This is a genomic window from Bacillus cereus group sp. MYBKT14-1, assembly GCF_051915185.1.
Taxonomy (GTDB): domain Bacteria; phylum Bacillota; class Bacilli; order Bacillales; family Bacillaceae_G; genus Bacillus_A; species Bacillus_A cereus.
Genome location: NZ_JBQAEF010000014.1, coordinates 40,335 through 62,670, shown reverse-complemented (window position 1 = coordinate 62,670; position 22,336 = coordinate 40,335). Strand labels below are relative to the sequence as shown.

Sequence of the window (22,336 nt, the reverse complement as noted above, 5' to 3'; positions counted from 1 at the left end):
TCCCCCTTTGTATCTATCCCTAAAATTTCGACAAAAGTCTCATAAAACCTTGTTCCTTGTAGTAATGAGCAAAAAAAATGAGGCCGATTTCTCGGCCCCCCAGCTTATTGGCATAAAACAGGAGATTTGGTTTGGACATAACCAGTTCGTACTTTTATTATATTTTATTTTTTCTGAATTTTAAATACATTAAACACCTATTTATATTGAGAAAGTTTTTTGCTTGCATAAAATTAAAGATTTTAAGAAATGATACAAATGGAGGTGTATACATATGGAACCAATGCTATGTCCAAGTTGTAAAACGAACCGTACTCGCTTTAATATTCTTGAGCAACAAGTAAAACCAGTCAAAATAAATCCACAAACTGGTCAAGTGGAAGAAGAATACACAAATGAAACGATGAATGCTTTTCATATGGCCTATCAAGGACCTACATACCGTGTCCAATGTGCTGTATGCGGACTTGTTGAAAACCCTGAACAATTTATTAAACCTGCGCAAAATCAGTCTTTCTAATAAAAACATGATTATCCCTTGTAGAAATAGATTTTTCTATAAGGGATTTTTTCGTTTAATACGTTAATTAAAAATGTATTTCTTCCTTATTATATGTTAAAATCCACACCATTTTAGTAATATTTACATAAGGGAGGTGAAACAAATGATTTTAAATAAAAAGATAATGCTTCCATCAACATTTCTACTATTAACTTGTCACATAATCCTCTTTTACTTTTGGATTTCCGATTGGAAGAAAATCTCAACTTCTTACGGTTTAGCTATATGGATACTTTCTACTATTTGTGGTCTTTTACTTTATTTCCTTTATAAAAAACAAAAATCTAATAAAGTGATATTCATTGCTAGTTCGTTATTATTAATTACTTCTTCATTTATGATTTTTTTAGATATTGTTACTGGTATCATCTTTGTAACTGTTAGTTCTATGCCTTAAATATATAATGTTTTATTATATAAAAAATAGTCAACAAAATAGAATTACATAAAAATTAAAGAAGATAATGATGTCATTGTTCATTGTCATCATTATCTTCTTCTAGGGTCTAATCTTTATTATAATATTTCACTTTTCAATTTCTTGATTTTCCAAAAAATCCTCATGAAGAAATAAGCATACATACAACCTACAAGCCCTGTCATAACTTTCGCCCAAATTGGCACTCTTGATTCTGTTGAACTTAAAAATACGCTATACATTGAGGGTAATATAGTTATTGAAATCAATGCGAAAAATTGTAATAATTCCTTCATTTTTTGTACCTTCGTGTCCTTCTCTGAATATATGTCAGGTAACTCAATTCCCTTCTCTACTTCCTTACAAAAATAATTCCATCTTGTAAAACTTGTGACACGTTTCCAACCAGACATTTCATATATTTCAAAGTACTCCTGTTGTTTTTCTTTTGAATCCCTATAAACCAATCTAAAATCCGCTTTATATATTACATCTTTCGGTTCTGTTTTCTTAAACGTATACAACAAATTATATCTTTGTAACGCCCAACCTTTTTGATGCATTTTCCGTAAAAAAGCTTCTTCTTTTTCTAAACTCCATGCCATGAAAAATTTAAATACCTTCTTTGTCTCCATCTCTCATTCACTCCCCTAATATACTATTTCCATTCCTTACAGATCTCTGTAATCTGTTATACTCGAGCTCTAACACTTCTCTCCCAAACGGCGTTAACTCATAGCACTTCTTTCTGTCTGTAGAGGCAACTTCAACAATTAACTTCTCTTTTAGTAATTTCGTCGTATTTCCATATAAAGTACCAGGGCCGAGCTTTACTTCCCCATTTGTCATCTCTTCTACCATTTGCATAATTCCGTAGCCATGCAACGGCTTCACGAGTGACAATAATATGTAATATGTCGCCTCAGTTAACGGAATATATTTTTGCGCCTTCGCATTCATTATAACTACCTCCGATACATCGTTTTATGATATATCGATTCACGATACATCGTATATCGATATTGTATAATTATATTCCAAAATATGCAAGAGCAATTTAATAATTAAATATCCATTTCTTTGAATTAAAAAATCATACCAATTTTCTGAATAATTTGTTAAAATATAGAAATATTAGCTCTTTTATAATGAAAGGAATGGTACATATGATAAATAAATTGAAAGAAAACATCGGATCTGTGTTTGTTGGTAAAGAAAATGTTATTGATCTACTGCTCGTTTCACTTCTTGCTGATGGACATGTACTACTCGAAGACGTGCCTGGTACTGGGAAAACGTTACTGGCGAAAACCATTTCAAAAAGTATTGGTGGTAGTTTTTCTCGCGTTCAATTTACCCCTGATGTACTTCCAAGTGATGTAACAGGTATTGAATACTTCAACCCAAAAACAAGCGAATTCGAATTAAGAATTGGACCAGTTATGACAAACATTTTGCTAGCAGATGAAATTAACCGTACAATGCCGAGAACGCAGTCGAGTTTGTTAGAAGCGATGGAAGAACGACAAGTGACGCTGGAGAAGCAGTCAACTCATCTTCCGAAACCGTTCTTTGTTATTGCGACGCAAAACCCAATTGAATCACAAGGGACTTTCCCTCTTCCAGATGCACAGCTTGATCGCTTTTTAATGACGATTTCAATCGGTTATCCAACTCCTAAAGATGAGTTACAAATGATGCGACGTTTTCGGAACGATTTACCATTAGAAAGTGTCACATCTGTCATCTCATTAGAAGATATTTTAGAAGCTCAAAAACGAGTAAAAGAAATATTTGTTTCGGAACCGTTAGAACATTACATTATTAAACTTGCTCATGCTACAAGAAATCATGATTATATCGCTAACGGTGTAAGCCCACGTGCCACATTAGCTTTAGTACGTGCTGTTCAAGCTTTAGCCTTTTTACGCGGGAGAGAATATTGCACACCAGAAGATATACAATTGTTAGTTCCTTCTGTTTGGAATCACCGTATCGTCTTATCAATGGAAGGTGCCCTGCGTACGACAAAGAATGATATTATGCAAAGTATTTTAAAAGAAGTTGACGTACCTGTGGAGATTGAACAAGCATGAATGGACAGCGTGTTGTAACTGTGCCTTTATTTTTTCAACTCCATATTATTCAACTAACCGTTCCAATCGCATTACTTTTCACATTCTTTTTCCCGCAACGAATGCTTATGTTTCTCTTTTTCTTCTATTATTTATTTGCGATTTTTATTTATAAATATGTCGCTTTCATAGAGAAGAAGTTTCAAATCATAAATGAGAAACAAACTACACGGATTTTTCCTGAGGAATCTGGACAGTTTTTTATTCATTTAAAAAATGGATCCAGCATACCGATCGTTAATGGTGTTTGTTACTTTCATTTAAATTCGTCCCTTATACCGCATAAAGAGCAAGGCATTGAACAAATATCAAAAACGTTATTCTCTTTCCCATTTTCACAACCTGCACATTCGACACAAAAATGGGGGTTAACATTAACCGCCACGAAGCGTGGTGTGTTTCAAATTGAACAATTTGAATGTGTATTAAAAGATCCATTTCATCTATTAACTGTACATTTACCTGTTTTTGATAAATTAAGGACTGAAATTATTGTGTATCCTTCTCCTAAAGAAGTAGCAGGTTTGCAAGAACTTCAGCAACTTTTGAATGGATCTTATCGAACGAATTTTTCTTTTTACAATGATGAAACATCTATTATCGGTGTAAAGCGATATGAGCGTGAGTCTTTCCGCTCTATTCATTGGAAGGCATCTGCTAAAATGCAACAATTACAGGCGAAGCAATATGAACCTGTAAAAAATTATAGTTGGACGATTTGTCTTTCTTTAGCTGCCGATCGTGGATTTGGTTGGAAAGATAATGTAGAAGAACTTATTTCATATGCAACATACATTTTCCAGTATGCAACGAAGCACCACATTCCGTTTGAATTGTTTATTAGTGTATTAGCAGAAGGCGGTGCATTACATGTACCGTTAAATGAAGGACAAACACAATATGCAAAAGCTTTAGAAGAATTAGCCCGTATTTCAGATGATAGTACGTTACTTCCGAAACAAGGATTCCTTCATTATGTAAAGAGAAAAAGAGAACGATCGTCTACAATGATATACATTGGTTTAAAAAGAAATGAACTCCCTCTTCTCTCGCAGCCAACGTTTCTCATTACTAGTGAAGGGATGGTGGAACCAGTTGAAAACTTGGCTATATCACATTCATGATTTCATTCTGCTCCTTCTACTTTCATTATTAACAGAAAGAGATGAACTAATTAGTATTGCAATATTTTTAACAACAGGCTATATTGGAGTATTTCTTATTCATAAATTTATGCAGAAAAAAACAACAGGATTTGTAATACTTTTAGTTCTTCAAATCGTTCTTTTCTCTTTATTTTTACCTTTTTCTCTATTTGGCACAATCATATTACCACTATTTTTCTTTATCGTACATGTGGTCGGACCTGGATATCCAGTTCAAAAATCTTTAGGTGGTATTGTATGGTTTGTCGTTTCAGCTATATTTTATGCACCCTTTCCACCGTTGTGGAAACTATTAATGTTAGCCTTGCATCTTATGATTACATTTTGGTTAACCGGGGCAAATCGCAAACAACAACTATTACGTTTTTCTTCTATCATTACGATTGGCTTAATGAGTATATTAATTGTTCATGTATTTCCTTTCATTCGACTTATTTTTGGTTTTATAACGGAAGTAGTCGCATTAGGCGTCGGCTATGCTTTAATGCCATTAATTAAAGCAGCGGAATTAAAAGATACTGAAGATGTTTGGGCAAATAAAGGACATCTCTTAAAACCAAAAATTGAAGACGGAAAAAAAATTCCTGATTTTGATCCAATACTCATAAATAGCACTACAATAATAGTCTGTACAGCTATCGCTATTTACGTCGTTTGGAAAATAGTAAAAAAACGAAAACATTTAAGTTTACCAAATATGCCCGCCTTCGAATCTACTATCATTACTGATAAAGAAGGAATGAGCCAAAATCGTTTTAAACGAAATAAACCGCCACATAACGAAATTCGGAAGGAAATTTTCAAGCTAGAGAGTAAGTTAACCCCTCCTTTAAATAGAAAACGGGGAGAAACTGTTGAGGCTTGGCTAGAAAGAATAAACGATGAAGAAGATGTAAATATTCAAAGTGATATTATTATAGATGCTTATAATACGGTGCGTTATTCAAATAGTGCAAACACTGTACTTCTACATGAATTTAAGGAAGAGATTCATAAGCTTTATGCATATCAAAAAAGTTTGAAGAAACGAAAGAAATAACGTAACAAAAAGACTCCTATATTCATAGGAGTCTTTTTGTACTTCTACGTTGCTTTTTAAATGGAAGCATTCTTCCCTGCTTCAATTTCTAATGACTCTTCATGCCACCAAAGTGTTTCTTCAGGGTCTTCTTTAGCGATTTGGTGTGCTTCTTTTTTCGTTTCTACTGTAGGATATGAACCTTTTAGCGCACGCCCTGAAGTTGTAACGAATAGTACACTAAATACAACTAATCCAATAATACTTACACCTGCTAAATAAAATGCCGGTGCGAGCGGGTTACCAGTTGCATGAACTAAGTATGAACATACAAGCGGTGTTGTTCCACCGAATATCGATACAGAAATATTAAATGAGATCGAAAGTGCTCGATAACGTACATCAGTGAAAAAGAGTGATGGTAATAATGAAGGTAATGTTCCTTCATATACACTTAAGAAGAAACCTAGTACGAAAATACCTGCAAATATAGCTGCAATATGTCCGTTACCTATTAGTAAAAATGCTGGAATTGCAAATACAGTTAAACCAAGTAAACCAATTTGCACAACGCGTTTATTACCAATTTTATCACTTAATTTACCGAAATATAGTGCTAGTGGAATCATAAGTGCCATCGTAATAGAAATAATTAATAAACCTGTTGTTTCTTCGACTTTAAGTACTTGAGTTAGATAAGAAGGAATATACGAAAGAATCATATAATTTGTAATATTAAAGAAGGCGACAATTACTGTGCTTAATAAGAAGTCTTTTTTGTGATATTTAATAATATCCATGAATGAAAATTGTTCATTGTCTTCAGATTCCTCTTGTGCTTTTTCCATCTCTTCAAAGATTGGAGATTCATCTAGATGACGGCGTAAGTATAAACCGACCAAACCAATTGGTGCAGCTATTAAGAACGGAATACGCCATCCCCAGCTGAGCATTTGCTCATCTGTTAACAATAACGTCAAAATGGTAACAATTACCGATGCAGCAATGTAACCTGAGAGTGTTCCAATTTCAAGACCACTACCGAGTATACCACGCTTTTTATCTGGAGAAGATTCTGCGATATAAACCATTGCACCTGAATATTCGCCGCCTGTAGAGAAGCCTTGAATCATTCGGGCAACTAAAAGTAGTATTGGTGCCCATACACCAATTTGTTCATAGGTTGGTAGTAATGCGATGAATAATGTAGAAAGTGCCATTAAAATAATAGTAGTACTTAACACGATTTTTCGGCCGTACTTATCTCCTATTCTACCAAAGAATACACCTCCGATTGGTCGAACGAGAAAGGCTGCTGCAAATGTACCGAATGTAAGTACAAGTTGCAATCCACTATTATCAACACCTGAGAAGAATAATTGACTTAAAATTACCGCTAAATACGCGTATAATCCGAAGTCAAACCACTCCATTGCGTTCCCTATACCAGTAGCAATTACTGCTTTCCTGGCTTGTTTAGGATTGACAATATTAACGTCTTGCGGTTCAAAATTTAAATCATTATTTTGTTGCATATAATAAAACAGCTCCTTATTTAATTTAACTTCTTTAAGCACACCTTCTCTTATTGAATAAAATTAATTCGAAGCACTTAAGGAAAAGCAACGTATCCTTATCTGTTATTATTATTTCACATAATTAATTATTTGTCCAATTAAATGCTCTTTTTATATAAAATTACACCCTATTTAACTTGTTATAAAATGACGTTTAGCTTATATAATACATACCTTTACACTACAAATGAAACTTTAATTTATTTATATTTATAACGTTTCTATAATTGCTTCCTTTAACCTGGAAATCAGTAACTTTTACTAAAGATTTGCATATATTTAAAAAGTGAACTCATTAGCTCGAATTTTGTCTTATTACATTCAACTATAGTATTATTATAGATTTAAAGGAGGCTATTTTATGTTGGAAATAATACTTTTACTTGCTACTGTTTCTTTTCTCTTAATTATTTCTGGATTTTTCATTACCTTAAAGCAATATAAAGAAATAAAAAATATAAAGACTATATTAACTACCAAAAAAGAAAATGAGAAAACTCCATCCGAAAACTCAATCCCTATGCAATTAGACCTTAGCGTTCTCAATAATTTACTCGCTTCTGGAATAAATAAAGGTTCGAATTCAAGTAATGAAAATTTTAAATCTGATAAAACTAAATAGTCGTTACGTATATAATAAAATATATATCTCCTATTTTATCTAACCTTATTAATAACTACCTCTGATTAAAAAGGAGACTACTTATGTGTAAAAATCCGATTTCTATTATTATTCGTATACAGCATAACATAAGAGTTTTACCTGAAATTTTGAAAGCCTGTGAACAACTACAGCCTTTAGAAATCATCCTTACTATTAACGGATGTATCGATGATTCCATTGATACTGCACAATCTTACAATTGTAAAATTATCACATTAGAAGAACCGATAGAATCAAATAATTGTTATGTAATTGGTGCCAAAAAAGCAAAGGGTAAGTACCTCTTATTTTTAGATGCAAATTACATTATTCACCCTTCCTTACTTATACCATTTCTTCAACCATTACTAGACGAATCAGCTGACGTAGTATTAAACAATTTAGATGATTTTTTTTATCAAAAGCAAAAGCCCACTATAGAAATGATTTGGCAGCAAGTTACGAATCATTTTTTTCATCGTCCAGATTTACATGTTAACTCATTATTATTTCCTCCCTATGCAATAACAAAAGAGATTCTTGATGCAATTACTCCAGAAAGTTTATTAAATCCGATACTGGCACAAATGAAAATTATTAAAAATAAATTTCGCATTAGCAATCATTTTAAAATTTCTATACCGCAAATTCCCTCCTTCCCCTCAAAACAACTCATTCGTTACCACCTAGAAGCAATTGAAAATTGGGTAAATATATTACAAGATCCAAGAGGAAACTATACTGATAATAATCGAAGACGGGATATTATTTTAGAACTTCAAAACGGCGAACAAAGAGCTATACCTAAAATAATTACAGGTAAAGAGTTTGATTCAAATACTTATGGAAATAAACAATTATCCATCATTATCCCTGTTCAAAATGAAGAAAAAACGATAGAATCTATCATTTTTGAGGTGCAGAAATTAAAACCTTTAGAAATCATCATTATTGTTAATGGATCAACAGATACAACAGAGGAATTGGCGAAGAATTGCGGTGCAACAGTTATTACTTACAAAGAAGCACTCGGCATTGATACCGGACGTGCCGTTGGTGCATATTTTGCAAAAGGTGATATATTATTATTTATTGATGGTGATTTCTTAATTCCTAGTTCTGATTTATTACCATTTGTACAATCTGTTCAAAATGGAACCGATTTAGCTTTAAATAAATTAGAGCACTACTACATGTATCGTCTTCCTTATACTATCGTGACTGCATGTAAGTATGCTGTTAATTTAGCATGTAATCGAAAAGATTTAGGTATGGGCTCCACAACTGCTGTCCCTCATGCTTTTAGTCGAAAATGCATTGATATAATTGGGTTTGATTCTCTTCTTTCACCAACCTTAAGTCAAGTTAAAACAATTTTAGCAGGATTGCATGTACAAAATGTTCATTCTATCGACGTTGACAAGATAAATCGAGTTCGACCAGAAAAACACTTCTCGCAGGAAGGCTACCTTTCATTAGCAACGCAACAAATCATTGGTGATCATATAGAGGCAATTTCTTACCTCCTCGAACAAAAAGGAGACACTGAATGCTTTTAATTGTATATTCTTACCACCAAATAATATATAAATTCAATTTAAATATATAGCAAAATAAAAAAGATGGTTTGTAACCATCTTTTTTATTTTTACATTAGTTCAAAAGAAAAAGTAGAAAGCAGGCTTTTCATTTCTTGATTTTCTTAGGAAGTTTGAAAAGAGAGGCTTGTTAATGAAGATACAACACTTAAATCATCGTTTAGTGTAATTGAGAAACATGCAACCAATGGTAAAGTAATTACAATTGATCCACTAGGACTAATTACAATTGTAGGACTTGTCCCACATGCCCCCCCACAATCCACTACAGCGTCAATTCCACTACCAGGGGTAATTGTAATTTTAAGACATACATCAAAACAAACATTATTCGTAGTACATGCCATAACTCTCCCTCCTTTCTCTTAACAATATATGCAGTTAGTTAAATTCGGACACGACTCTCTTACTAAATTTTATAAATTAGATGTTATTTCACTATTAGTTCCATAAAAAATTAACGTTTTATTAAACTATCTAAATCAACTAAAAAACTCAAATCATCCTTTACTGAAATAGAAACACATGCAATAAACGGTATTACATTAAAATTAGATGAACATTCATCATTGCACCTTACGAATATTTCTGCCCCACCATTTGGATTGACTTTAGTTTCTAAACAAATATTAAAACAACTTTTATTGATGCAAGACAAGATATTTCCTCCTTTCTTATATCTAATATCAATTTATTCACAAATAAGAATATTGTTACAACTTTATTCACTCTTTACTTTCCATACATAAAATAAAAAAGATAAAAGCTCCTTCATATATATAAAGAAGCCTTTACCTTTTGGTTACTTGTTCATTTATTATCAGTCAGTGAAACATGCTCTTCACTTGTACCTAAGCTAAAAATAATAAAAATTTTTGATTTCAGTTTCATTGCAATACTAAATATCATCAAGTTGCATAAATGAAATGTTTAGGTTACTCATTCAATAGAGAAATTTACCTTTTAAAATAAGTCTTTAAAATCCTTGTTCTTCAATAAATACGAAAATCCTTCTAAATGATCCCCAGTAATTCTTAATACAGCTGGTGGATGTCCTATCGTGGCAAAATGCTCTTGTGGCCGAATACGATTAGGTTTCATTACATCTACAAAATGGACACATTCAACTTTATATCCTTCTAATATTGCCTTTACTTGCGCAACACACGATGTATGAAGTGTATCCCAGCCGATTCCCTCTAAACATTTTCTACTAATAGCATGAGGAACAGCAATTGTGGATCCCACCCCTAAATCTTTACGGTTACAGGCAATATTCAACATATATTTATATAAATTTACAATGTATAGAGGAAATCTAAGATTTAAATTTAAATCATTTAAAGCTATATCAACACCATCTGTAACAGCCTGTGTTAACGGATGAAGATCTTTTGCTGGAATAGCAAAATCAGCATCAATAAAGAGAAGTATATCCCCTGTGGCTTCTTGTGCACCAATTGCCCGTCCTACATCATGCCCTAATCTTTCTTCATAAACAATTACTGTAGCTCCTAATTGCTTAGCAATTGCTTCTGTTTGATCTGTTGATCCATTAATGACAACAATTATTTCTTTCGGTTCAATTTTTCTTGCCTCAAGAATAACTTCTTTAATCGTTGTTTCTTCATTTTGTGCTGGTATAATAATAGATAACTGTTTTCCATTATAAATAGAGGAATTCATTCCCCATCCTTTATGAAAACGTGAATAATTCTTCTGTTTTTTTAGTTGCTCTATAACTTCTCTTTTTCTTCCTCCATCTGTATAATTACCTCTATCATCTTTTCCTTGTAACCAACTCTCTAAAGCTTTTACATTCTCATTAATCTCACGTACTTCTAACTTAGTTAGTTTATTTCTATAAAAAGAGGTATGATTTGCATTTAAAGAGGTTTTAGTGATTGCTGAAGAAGTGTGTACTCGCCACCCTTTCTCAATAAGAGTTACTTGGGACAGAATAGGGTTCTGCAAGATATCATATCCAATGTCTTCAATTGCTTTTTTAGTAATAGCATATGGCATAGATAACATCGAATCATATTTTAAATCCATACGCCCCAATACATCGTTTACTATTTTTCTATACACCATAGCAATGCTTGGCCATTCTACTCTCATCTTTTCAAAACAAACCGAGTCTATATTATTTAAAATTACATCCTGTTCCTTTTTTAGTAGCGGTTCTATAAATCGTTCTAATTCTACCGAAAAAATAACATCTTCTCCATTAAAAAATAAGACCACATCACCATTGGCGACTTTTGCCCCATGAACTGGTGCTTTCCGTTTACTTTTCTCCTCAATCACAACAACGTTACTTTCAACAAATGTTGGTATAGATTGTATCGCACTCATTCTATCATCAGATACAATAATTATTTCTAGTGGTTTTATATGCTGCACTTTATTTAAAATTTGATTCAATTTTGATTTATCTTCTCCTAAAACTATAACGACTGATAGGTCCACTTCTTTTTGTTCTTCTTTTACAGTCTGATTAGGTTTTACTTTTTTTATATATTCAATTGTTTCACTCTTACCTACAGCTGCATGCCCTGCTTTTTTATCAAAATATAAGTCAATTATAATTTGATTTACTTCCGTGTCTTTATCAAGTTGCTCTAATTCGGAAATAAATGGTAGCAAATGATTTTGAACATCAAATTCACACGCGAAATTTTGCAAAAAATAAATATTCGGTACATATTTAATGTGATTAAAAAATTTCACAACATTAATTCTTTCGCCAAATTTCTCTTCAACTTCTTCTCTTGATAAATTTGGATAAGACAAATCGAAAACTAGATTTATTGGTACAGGTATCCATTTTAATAAATTTGTTTGAGGATTATTAATGAAAGCTGTGGAGCCCTTAACGAATCCAGCTAAAATTAAAGACATAAATCCTCCCCCAGAACTGCCATAAAACAACACATTTTTCGAATCAACTTTTAACTTTACAAATACTATTTCTAAAATATTTGCTATATCTTGTAAATAAAATCTATTTAACTCTCCCTGTCCCCAACCTAAAGATAATTTTCCAAGATATAACGTAGGGTCATTATAATATATAACAGTATCTTCAAATTCATCCATCCAAGAATGTCGATGAAAAATAGGTGGACCAATTGGCTGTTCTTGAAACCCACCTGCTCCGGATCCAAAAACAATAGTGTTAGAAGCATCGGGCTTAATACGAATTAAAAATTCATACGTTACTTTATCCCAATCAACCTTGAGTATAAATGGTTCTGTAATTTGAAAATCCATTTGCCATAATTGTTCATATGAAATGTTAATTATTTTATACTGGTCTAACAGTTTAATCACCCTTTCCATCCATTTCGAGTTGTTCTATCAAGTAAGAGAGAGCTTCAACGTGATCACCAATTATTCTTAATACTGCTGGAGGATGCCCATTGTGACTTACATTTTCCTTTAAACGAATTCTATTCGGTTTTACAACATCAACATAATGAACACATTCTACCCTATATCCTTGTAATATAGCTTTTACTTGTGCAAGACTAGGGCATAGTAAAGTTTCCCACCCTATTGCATCTAAACATGATCTACTCATAGCATGTGGAATTGCTACTAATGAGCCATTGCTTAATTCTGGACGATTATATGCTAAATTAAGCATATATTTTACGACGTCTACGACATAAAACGGAGGGTGTAACATCGGATTCAAATCATTTAATGCTATGTCTACACCAGCTGAAACTGCTTTTGTAAAATGATGCAAATTACTTCCTGAAACACTAAAATCACCATCAATAAATAAAAGAATATCGCCTGTAGCTTCAAGCGCTCCAATAGCACGTCCAACATTATGACCAAGTCGTTCGTTATATTCAATAATAGTAACACCAAGTCTTTTAGCAATATTAGCCGTTTGATCTGTCGAACCATTTACAACGACGATGATTTCTAGTGGTTCTATTTTTCTCGCCTCAAGTATTACTTGTTCTATAGTCTCTTCTTCATTTTGTACTGGTATAATGACAGAAAGTTGCTTCCCATCATAAATTGAAGAATGCATTCCCCACCCTTGATGATAGGAAGGGTATCGCTTACATTCACCTAGTTTTTGAACAATATCTCTTCTTTTTCCTGCATCAGTAAACCCTACTCTTCTTCCTTTTTTCTCTATCCATTTAGCTATACCGCGTAAATATCTTTCTACTTTCTCTTTTTCATTTTTGGATAACTCTTTTTTTATTAAATATCCTCCTTCCTCTATAGTCTCATCTTTAGATAACGTATTGATTGCATATTGATCGTTAATCCGCCACCCTTGATTCACAATCTTCATATGAGATAGAACGATATCTTCCATATAATTAAAGCCGATATTTTCCACTACTTCCTTCGTAAGCGCATATGGTAACGAAAGTATTGAATTGCTTTTTAAATCTGGTCGACTTAAAATTTCATTTAACATTTTTCTCCATACAATATCCATATTTGGACATTTACCTATTTCTATAAATTTATCTATTTTATTTAAAACTACATCGGCTTGATTTGTAACAATTGGCTCAATAAATCTCTGCATTTCATTTGTGGATAATGAAAAATTGCCATCTAAAAATAATAAAACTTCTCCTTTTGCTGCCTTTATACAAGCTCCATATCCATCATAATGCTTACTATATTTGTCCATAAAAACAATATGACATTTATGTTTCTTTGCTATTTCATACAAATTACTTCTATCGTTAGGAACGAAAATTATAATTTCAAGAGGATTTAGCTTCCATATAGATTGAATTGACTCTTCTAATCTTTGCTCTCTTTCACTGTACAAAATAATAACCGTTAACGATTTCATTACACGCCCCCTTTACACATCATGTGACATAAAATGTTAATTATTGCCATTTCCTATGAATTTGCTACTTTATTAACATATTCAAAAGTGAATTATACTGTGTGAAAACAAACGTCTATTTTTGAAAATATAATCTCTACACTTGTATCCCTCCTCTTATCGTTGTCTGTTACAACTCTCACCATTTAAAAATAAAAAAAGTCCTAATTTCTTTAGGACTCTTTTACACTAATTTATAAATATCATTAATTTTATATACAACCTTTTTCCATGTTATACCTCTATCCGTTGTAGTAAATATTTCTTTTTTATTACAAGCCCAACCTTTACGCCGATTAAAAAAATGTAAACAAAATACATTTTTCAACAATGGATTACTTGATACCTTTATCCATTTTGCTCCTTTTTTTATTATTTGATATACACTTCCATGTTCACTATTTATAACCCAGCCATAATAGGAACTAAAAAAAGAAACAGCCGCTTTACTAGTATTTATTGTTTTATTTGAAATATGCCACGAATTCCCCTTATCAAATGAGTAATTCATTAAAAATACATCATTATTCATTTTAGTTGGTATTACTAACAAGTTATTTTTATAGATTGCTTTATAAGCCATAGAAGTCTCATTATTACTTCCTTCAAGACTTGGAATATCTTTTATAGGCTGCCAACTTGCCCCACCATCTATTGTTTTAAATACCGCTGATGTTTCATATTGTTTGTGTAATGAAATAAATCCAACTAACTCGTTTATAAATGTTATTCCTGAAATACTATCACTAATACTTATATTTTTAATTACTTTCCATACTCTCCCTTTCATTTTCATATAGTATAAATTATGTTCAAATTTATTTGATGCAAGCTTTCTAGACAATACAATCCATATACTATCCATATTCGCGGCATGCAATTGTACTTGAACATCCGTCGATTTCTCCCACTCTTCTTCAATTGGTAATATAAACTCACTCCATTTTTCCCCTCTATTAACTGTATAAAATATAGCGGGTAATAAATCATCATTCTTTTTTGTTAAACCATATGCCCAAGAGCTTCGAGCATTTATTGGATATCCAAATATTACAATTGAATTTAGAGGGTTAACAACATCCCATTCTACTCCTCCGTTTCGAGTATATAAGATGGCTTGCTTTTTATTTGTATATTGAATACCAGCCCACCCAAATCTATCAGTTCGCATTTGTAAAGAAGTAAATTGAATATCATTATTTTCCAATATATCACCTCATTCTTATCATATATATATTCGTATGCTATTATTTTCAAAACGTTCTATCATTAGTTATTTAAACCATCCGCTTTATCTACTATCTTTATACTTACTTTCCCTTTTCTTCACCACTCAAATATAACGAAATTCCTTCTATTTTTCCGTTATCATATACAAACGACTGTATTTTACAAAATTCAACTATAAAAAATGCACCCCAATTGTAAACTATCCCCAACAATTAGAGTGCACTTTATATAAAATATAGCTTTAATTTTTAAGCACTTACTACAGCAGCAACTTTATCTAAACAAATAATAAACTGATTCATAAATGCGTCAATTTCCTCTTTCGTAATAATATACGGCGGAAGTAATCGAATAATATTCCCTTTTGTTACATCGACTAACATTCCTTTATTCATTAGCTCAACCTGTAATTTCTTCACATTTTCATTCGTATCATTCAGACTAATTCCAAACATCATGCCAGCATGACGCACTTCCTGTATATAATAAGAATTTTCTTTCTGAATGTCTTGCAGTTTGTCATTCAAATATAGTGACGTTTCATAAGCTTCTTGCATTAACCCATCATCAAGTAATGTATTTAATACCGTTAAACCTAAAGCTGTTCCCATTGATGAATGAGCAAACGTTGTCCCGTGATCTCCTGGTGAAAATACATCACATAACTTTTCACCTACAATAATCCCTCCTAGCGGTATCCCGCCTCCTGCTCCTTTACCAATTTGAATAATGTCCGGTGTGATATTAAAATTTTGATAAGCAAATAGTTTTCCCGTTCGACCCATACCACTTTGAACTTCATCAACGACAAGAAGTACATTATATTTTTCACATAAATTTTGAACACCATGCAAATATTTACTTGATAAAGGATAAATTCCCCCACTGCCTAAAACAGGCTCTAGCATAATCGCAATTGGTTTTTCTTTAATAATGGTCTCCTCTAATTGGTCTATATTCTCACGCTCTACTTCGTATACAGAAATAGATGTTTTAGGGAAATTTTGATATACCTTTTCTTGTCTCGTAAAATGTAGTGCCCCTAACGTCCTCCCGTGAAAACTATCTTTTAATACAACTACTCCGTCACGCTCTTCATTCGCAATAGATCTATATTTATCAATTAATTTTAATGTCGTTTCTGTCGCTTCCGTACCAGAGTTTGTAAAAAAGACTTTTCCGCTTTTTAAAGTACACTCTACTAATTTCTTTGCATACTCAATTGCAACTGGGTTTAAGAAATGAAACGGTAAATGCAACGATTTCACAACTTGCTCCATTGTCGTTTGTACAATTTTAGGATGATTGTATCCTAGTACATTTACTCCTACGCCAGAAAATAAATCTAAATACTCTTTACCATCTACATCATATAGTTTACATCCTTCTCCTCTTTCCATTGCAACCTCTGTCCGACAATATGTAGACATCATATATTCTTTATCTAATTGAAACCAATCCGACATGTTAAATTCCTCCTAGTTATTTTTCCTTTTTTAACGTTTATTCTCTATATAATCGTTTATAAATTAAGTTTTAAGATTGAAATTTTAATAGTGGTTTTCTTCCACATTTTTTATTAAAACGTGTGCTTTCTCTTCCCGATATTCATTTTTCCATAATTTCTTCTATTTCAACAGGTCCACTACATATGTGTTTTTTTCATCTAGCGGTATGTTACTGCTTTGAACTTTGTATGTCATACATAATCGAGACTATAAAATCATATTTAGTAACAATCGACGAAAAAATTTGGAGGCTATATCGATGAATGAAAAATATGATAAACATAGGAAAGAATTATTAGAAGAAGACTTTAATAAACATCGAGAACTTACTGAACCAGCTAAATTTCACTCTCAAACAGTTGGTTCACGTGGACCTGTACTAGAGCAAGATAGTGTACTGCATGAGTCATTACAACAATTTATTCATGAAAAAATTTTAGAAAGACCTGTTCATGTAAAAGGATTTGGTGCGTTCGGTTATTTTCAAACGATATATTCGATGTCTGAACATACTAAATTAAGTTTTTTACAAAATTCTAATGAGAAAGTTCCTGTTATGGTTCGATTTTCGTTAGCTGTTAGTACGAAAGGAACACCGGATACTGCTAGAAATGTACGCGGTTTTTCCACAAAATTTTATTCAAAAGAAGGCATTTTTGACCTTTTATGTAATCACATTCCTGTTTTTTCTGTCCGTGATCCAATGCGTTTCCCTGAAACGATTCAAGCATTATTGCCTTCACCTAAAAATAACTTAATAGACCCTAATAGATTTTGGAGTTTTGTCGCTAAAGCACCTGAATCTATTCATTTTGTTGTCCGTTTATACTCTAATAATGGTACGGCCAAAAGTCTTCGCCACATTCCAGGACATAGTGTTAATACATATGTATGGAGAAATGCGGAAGGTAATCGAAAGTATGTAAAGTATCATTGGTACCCATTTGAAGGTGTACAGTACATTACAAGTAAAGAAGCAATTAAATTAGCTGCTGAAAATCCTGATTATAGCGGGAAAGATTTATATGATGCTATTGAAAATGGTAAACCAGTGGAGTATGGTTTATACGTCCAGCTCATGGATCCGAAAGATGAAGCGCACCTTTCTTATGATCCTTTAGATGACACAAAAGTATGGGATGAACAGACGTATCCTCTCATACCAGTCGGGAAAATGGTATTAAATAAAAATCCTGAAAATTTTATGGAACAAGTAGAAAAGGTCGCATTCTCTCCTTCTAATTTACTGGATGGTGCAGAACTATCAGATGATAAAATGCTGCAAGGGCGCGCTAACATTTACAGTGATTCACAAAGAAGAAGAATTGGTCCAGAATTTCGCAAATTAACGATTAACCAGCAGCAAGATTGGACACCTGCTAATCAAATTACAACCGGTGAAGGAAGGTACGTTGAAGGTAAACTTGAAAGAACTTCTATAATGAAACAGGATGACTTTACGCAGGCTGGTGAATTTTATACGAAGTTACAGCCAATAGAAAAAGAACATCTCGCTGAAAACTTAGCTAGTGATTTGAAAGTTATATCCGATGATATTAGGGAGATCGTTTTGGGGTATTTCAATCAAGTATCAACTGATTTGAAAACAAGCATTGAGACAAAAATGAAAGAGCATTAAGAAGATTAAAACATGCTTTACGAATGAGAATTCAAATCTATATTAATTATTTTCTTGTCAAAATCCAATGAGGTTATTTAATTTGAAAATATAAAGCCAACATATCCCTGTTCTATAATTAGAACAGGGATATGTTGGCTTAGTTTAATGTTTAACATTACATACTTTATTTCGCTAAAAAATGCGATAAGTAGCCTTTCAAAACAAACTATAGTAAACTATTTTACTTGTACCGTATAATTCCCTGTTCCACCACCATACTTATATACACTTAAGTAATATTTCCCTGGCTTTGCATTATAATTTCCAAGCAATTTGTTTCCATCACGTTTTGTTGCATAAGCTACATAATTATTTAAATCTGATTCAGAATATAATACCCAGTTCAGTCCAAGATTTTGTTCGTTCGTAACAGAAATTTGTAAATCTTTTTGATCCTTTACATCAATAACAAATTTATCCCCCTGATCTTGATTGCTCAAGGTTCCTCTTAACAAAATATTCAAAGATAGTGGGTTTGCTGTTTCAAATGAATTATTTGGTTCTTTTTCTACAGCCGTACCTTCTTCCGTATTCACTCCGCTAAACACAACATCATATTCAAATTGCCCAGCATTATTTACACGGTAATTTACAAAATAAGCAGTCAATGTTTTATATCCAGTCCACTCTTTTCCTGAAAGACGTTTCAACATATCATTTGTTGCTTCATTCATCACTTTCCAGTCCTCAACTTCTCCTTTAGCCACACTTCCTGTATATGTTCCCTGTAGTGTAAATGTATTAAAGAATTGTGATTTATTCTTTGTTACTTTCACATCTTTTAATTTCGCTTCATTCGTAATATCTGAAGTAACGTCCGAAAGCGATTTTGGATCATGTTGAGTTAAATACTCATCTGATACTTGTGGAATCGTATACTTATCACGATTATCAATAAGCATTTGCATATAAGATTGATATTCTTCATTTAACTTATTATCTTTGCTTAATGTAGCACGGTATGCATCGTAACTTGAAACATCATTTGCGCGAATTAAATCATGTACTTTATCGAACATTTCTGGGCGCTTATTATACATATATGATTGCAGCGCAAACGAATAATTATAAAAATCCCACGTTCCATATTTCGCATTTAATGTTTGTGATGCTGTATAACGTTTTGCAGGATCATTAGATAACCCGCCAATTATACTTTTTCGCGGTACTACACTATCTAATCGCGTTGCACCTGCAAAGAACTCTGCATTCCCTTCTTCAAACCATGTTAAACGTTCATTTTGATACATTTCCCCTTGGCCCCATAATCCCTGAACTTCGTACCTTCCCTGTAAATAGTGCGTAAATTCATGGCGGAACAATTCTTCCAGACTATAAATACTTTGCTCTGGTGTACGTTCATATGTAAAGAAAGTTCCTGTCCCTTCAATATAAATCCCACCATTATTCGTTTCATATCCGTACAGTTGACGATTAAATTGATACTCATCTGGGCTATTATAAATAACCATCGTTAACACATCATCAGCATGTCCACTTTCAAGTGGTTTATCGCTACCAACTGTACGATAAAATTGAGAACGCACCTCTTTTGCCGCCCAGTATAGACGTTTAATTTTCTCTTCGCTAACTTTATCCCCAGCTTTAAAGACAATTGCTCCATCATCAAACGTATACGTTTTCGGTAAATATTTCTTTTTACCTTCTTCTCGAATTTGATCTAAATTTACAGTTTTTCCATTCACATCTATTCCTCCATAATTTGTAGTAATTTGTTCTGCCGCAACAAAGTATTGCTCTCCTAAATATGGGTAAATTCGCATTGCATCTGTAACAACTTGTTGTCCTTTTGTCGGCGTGCTATGAAGCTTGCCCAATCGGCCAGCATAATAAATTCCATTATTAATTAACCATCCGTTTTTATTTGTTACTGTACCAAGTAGTGCAAAACGATTTACTTCATTAATAAAGTTATCGATATTCCGAAACCACATCGTATCTTTTGGCTCTTTTCCAGTCGTGTACATATCCGTCTGAATATCAAAGTCAATTCCCTTCATCAACTCATATATAGCGTCTCCTTTTGTTCGGTCTTCAATGAAAGTTGCAAGATTATCGTTATATTGTTTAAAAATTTCACCTGCATATAAAACCGTTTCAACATCTGCTGATGCATTTCCAATTAATTTTCCATATGATGCAATTATTTTATTTTGTTCTGATGTACCAAGTTTGAAATTTGGATTTTTTGCAATTGTTTTTAAAGCTGGTAAACACTTATCATGGTAGCTACGCTCATTTAGTTTGCTTAATTCATCATGGTAAAAACCTAAATAAAATGCTGCACGTAGAGCTTCTACTAATGTTTCAATCCCTTTTGAATCATCTTTCGTATAAGCTTGTCCTTGTTCTGCTAGTTTATTAATAATTGCTTGCATTCGGCTATCATCTTGATAGAATTTAAGACTATCACTATTAAACTGAAATAATTCCGGAATTTGATACCATTTAATTGTCACAAGAAGATCAGTTAATTGTTTATTATTTAATTGATTTAACTCAGCCATTGAATACTTTTTTTCTTCAGCTAACGATTTAATATTATCGGTTGGTGCTAGTGGACGCTGTGATAAATCCGCTAATTTTAACCGTTTTGTAAAAGATGCATTTTCTTGTACTTTTGAAGGGTGCGCCAATTCATCAACAGATTTCTGTATTCCTACCGGCTCCATTTGTAATACGTTCTTCACATTTTTCTCTTTTGTCTCTGCTTGAATTTGCAAACCATTACACGTTATTGTCACTAATCCAACACCAAGAATCCACTTAGAAATTTTCGAATATTTAACCATCCCATTGCCCCCTAATAATTTAAAAGAAAATTCAGAATTTTAAAACCAAAAAAACCACTTATTTGTATGTATTTACAGTTCCGCTATAAATACAATTATGATTAATAATGCAATAGTAGCTTGTTTTATACTATTACGAGTACAGATTCCTTACATACAATCTCCCTTCCTTACATGTAATACAAGCAAAAACCGTGCCAATCATATTTCTTATGAATAGCCAACATTCTTTTATAAATACTGTAGAATAAAATATACATAGGTGGTTCGGCAATGTATAAATCATTTGACACAAAATCTAATGTTTATGAAGAACAAATTCATTGAATATTATAAGTTCATTAGCCAGTAAATAATCCCCAATTATTAAATCTCTCAAAAAAAGGTAAACAAACATATTCCATAAAGCTAATATGTTCGTTTACCTTTTTCTATTTCACATCAACAGCAAAATATCGTTGAATAAAAACAGTATGAATAAGTATTTTGTTATTCATTTCTCTTTTTCATATAATCTTTTTCACATTGCAACAGCTTGAATTTCACTTTTTTCCCTTTCTTCTTTTTCGTTTTTATAACGAGCCATTCCCCTTTTTCAACGTCTAGTTTTAGGCGTTTCATTACATTGATATTATCTTTTTCTTTATAAAGTAAAAATGCTTCTTGTGCCCTCACAAATAAGCTGGGCTGTTCGCTAAATCCACCACTATCATAAATTTTAGTTAGCGAATTATAATAAGAATCATTTTCCTTTCCACCATACATCAAATGAGCAGCCTCCAGATCTCTTTTACTTACTTCCCAAAAACTATGTTCATCAATATTTAAATTAAATGTGGATTTAATGTCCTGTATTATATTCTTCACATGCTTTTCATCTCTAACTTTTCTTTCTTCGAGACAATCCGAAGATAATTCTGGTGCATCTGATTGGGAATGTACAACGTGTTGTATCGATACACACAGAATAAATACGCTTAAAATGTAAAATATTTTTTTCATATTTACATATCACCTCAAATGATTTAGATACTATATCATTTGAGGCTTACAATATTCTTATGCTAATAATGAGAAAGATCCTATAAAATTTTTATAGGAT

19 protein-coding genes are annotated in these 22,336 nt (G+C 32.4%); 8 read left to right on the top strand and 11 right to left on the bottom strand.

The genetic code is table 11. The features are described 5' to 3' along the window. Positions 1 to 274: 274 nt before the first annotated feature. Both ACTFO4_RS24610 and ACTFO4_RS24605 read left to right on the top strand, forming a co-directional pair. The gene (locus ACTFO4_RS24610) at positions 275 to 520 is read left to right on the top strand and encodes a hypothetical protein (RefSeq protein WP_000433602.1); all 246 of its coding nucleotides are present in this window, start codon (positions 275 to 277) and stop codon (positions 518 to 520) included. 145 nt (positions 521 to 665) lie between these two features. Further along, positions 666 to 959 (top strand): hypothetical protein, encoded by a 294-nt coding sequence (locus ACTFO4_RS24605; protein ID WP_078421365.1) that lies wholly within the window; start codon positions 666 to 668, stop codon positions 957 to 959. A 119-nt stretch (positions 960 to 1,078) separates the two neighbouring features. Here ACTFO4_RS24605 and ACTFO4_RS24600 read toward each other — a convergent pair whose 3' ends face one another. Both ACTFO4_RS24600 and ACTFO4_RS24595 read right to left on the bottom strand, forming a co-directional pair. Continuing rightward, positions 1,079 to 1,615, bottom strand: coding sequence for a DUF2812 domain-containing protein (locus ACTFO4_RS24600; RefSeq protein ID WP_000448417.1), 537 nt, complete (start codon positions 1,613 to 1,615; stop codon positions 1,079 to 1,081). 7 nt (positions 1,616 to 1,622) lie between these two features. Further along, positions 1,623 to 1,940 carry a PadR family transcriptional regulator gene (locus tag ACTFO4_RS24595; protein ID WP_000991882.1) on the bottom strand — a complete coding sequence of 106 codons (318 nt, stop codon included), beginning with the start codon at positions 1,938 to 1,940 and terminating at the stop codon, positions 1,623 to 1,625. A gap of 206 nt (positions 1,941 to 2,146) precedes the next feature. On the opposite strand from ACTFO4_RS24595, the gene ACTFO4_RS24590 reads away from it, so the two are divergent. From ACTFO4_RS24590 to ACTFO4_RS24580, 3 genes are read left to right on the top strand one after another with little or no spacing between them, the layout of a single operon-like run. After that, positions 2,147 to 3,076, top strand: coding sequence for a MoxR family ATPase (locus ACTFO4_RS24590; protein ID WP_326235032.1), 930 nt, complete (start codon positions 2,147 to 2,149; stop codon positions 3,074 to 3,076). After that, positions 3,073 to 4,239 carry a DUF58 domain-containing protein gene (locus tag ACTFO4_RS24585; protein ID WP_078421362.1) on the top strand — a complete coding sequence of 389 codons (1,167 nt, stop codon included), beginning with the start codon at positions 3,073 to 3,075 and terminating at the stop codon, positions 4,237 to 4,239. The genes ACTFO4_RS24590 and ACTFO4_RS24585 overlap by 4 nt, the downstream gene beginning before the upstream one ends. Continuing rightward, positions 4,211 to 5,320: a DUF4018 domain-containing protein gene (locus ACTFO4_RS24580; RefSeq protein ID WP_078421361.1), complete on the top strand. Its 1,110-nt coding sequence runs from the start codon at positions 4,211 to 4,213 to the stop codon at positions 5,318 to 5,320. The genes ACTFO4_RS24585 and ACTFO4_RS24580 overlap by 29 nt, the downstream gene beginning before the upstream one ends. A gap of 56 nt (positions 5,321 to 5,376) precedes the next feature. Here ACTFO4_RS24580 and ACTFO4_RS24575 read toward each other — a convergent pair whose 3' ends face one another. Next, the gene (locus ACTFO4_RS24575; protein WP_001186926.1) at positions 5,377 to 6,834 is read right to left on the bottom strand and encodes an MFS transporter; all 1,458 of its coding nucleotides are present in this window, start codon (positions 6,832 to 6,834) and stop codon (positions 5,377 to 5,379) included. Between the two features lie 403 nt (positions 6,835 to 7,237). Here ACTFO4_RS24575 and ACTFO4_RS24570 point away from each other — a divergent pair, with 403 nt between their 5' ends. Continuing rightward, complete coding sequence (locus ACTFO4_RS24570; RefSeq protein WP_063536685.1) at positions 7,238 to 7,498, top strand: hypothetical protein; 261 nt, start codon at positions 7,238 to 7,240, stop codon at positions 7,496 to 7,498. 83 nt (positions 7,499 to 7,581) lie between these two features. Next, the gene (locus tag ACTFO4_RS24565; RefSeq protein WP_440014260.1) at positions 7,582 to 9,078 is read left to right on the top strand and encodes a glycosyltransferase family 2 protein; all 1,497 of its coding nucleotides are present in this window, start codon (positions 7,582 to 7,584) and stop codon (positions 9,076 to 9,078) included. A gap of 143 nt (positions 9,079 to 9,221) precedes the next feature. Here the strand turns inward: ACTFO4_RS24565 and ACTFO4_RS24560 are convergent, their stop codons facing one another. The 6 genes from ACTFO4_RS24560 to ACTFO4_RS24535 form a co-directional block, all read right to left on the bottom strand. Next, on the bottom strand, positions 9,222 to 9,464 hold the full coding sequence (locus ACTFO4_RS24560) for a hypothetical protein (protein WP_000752466.1): 243 nt from the start codon (positions 9,462 to 9,464) through the stop codon (positions 9,222 to 9,224). Positions 9,465 to 9,574: 110 nt separating this feature from the next. After that, positions 9,575 to 9,775 (bottom strand): hypothetical protein, encoded by a 201-nt coding sequence (locus ACTFO4_RS24555; RefSeq protein WP_001277651.1) that lies wholly within the window; start codon positions 9,773 to 9,775, stop codon positions 9,575 to 9,577. 305 nt (positions 9,776 to 10,080) lie between these two features. Beyond that, a complete protein-coding gene (locus ACTFO4_RS24550; protein WP_440014283.1) occupies positions 10,081 to 12,393 on the bottom strand; it encodes a glycosyltransferase in 2,313 nt (770 codons plus the stop codon). 52 nt (positions 12,394 to 12,445) lie between these two features. After that, entirely contained in the window at positions 12,446 to 13,963 is a 1,518-nt protein-coding gene (locus ACTFO4_RS24545) for a glycosyltransferase family 2 protein (RefSeq protein WP_440014258.1), read from the bottom strand. Positions 13,964 to 14,186: 223 nt separating this feature from the next. Further along, positions 14,187 to 15,209 (bottom strand): WD40/YVTN/BNR-like repeat-containing protein, encoded by a 1,023-nt coding sequence (locus tag ACTFO4_RS24540; RefSeq protein ID WP_078421357.1) that lies wholly within the window; start codon positions 15,207 to 15,209, stop codon positions 14,187 to 14,189. A gap of 271 nt (positions 15,210 to 15,480) precedes the next feature. Beyond that, a complete protein-coding gene (locus ACTFO4_RS24535; RefSeq protein ID WP_440014256.1) occupies positions 15,481 to 16,698 on the bottom strand; it encodes an aspartate aminotransferase family protein in 1,218 nt (405 codons plus the stop codon). A gap of 301 nt (positions 16,699 to 16,999) precedes the next feature. On the opposite strand from ACTFO4_RS24535, the gene ACTFO4_RS24530 reads away from it, so the two are divergent. Continuing rightward, positions 17,000 to 18,379, top strand: coding sequence for a catalase (locus tag ACTFO4_RS24530; protein ID WP_001003610.1), 1,380 nt, complete (start codon positions 17,000 to 17,002; stop codon positions 18,377 to 18,379). 218 nt (positions 18,380 to 18,597) lie between these two features. Here ACTFO4_RS24530 and colA read toward each other — a convergent pair whose 3' ends face one another. Both colA and ACTFO4_RS24520 read right to left on the bottom strand, forming a co-directional pair. Further along, complete coding sequence (gene colA / locus ACTFO4_RS24525; protein ID WP_440014255.1) at positions 18,598 to 21,234, bottom strand: collagenase ColA; 2,637 nt, start codon at positions 21,232 to 21,234, stop codon at positions 18,598 to 18,600. Positions 21,235 to 21,723: 489 nt separating this feature from the next. After that, the gene (locus ACTFO4_RS24520) at positions 21,724 to 22,236 is read right to left on the bottom strand and encodes a hypothetical protein (RefSeq protein ID WP_000719372.1); all 513 of its coding nucleotides are present in this window, start codon (positions 22,234 to 22,236) and stop codon (positions 21,724 to 21,726) included. Positions 22,237 to 22,336: the final 100 nt, after the last annotated feature.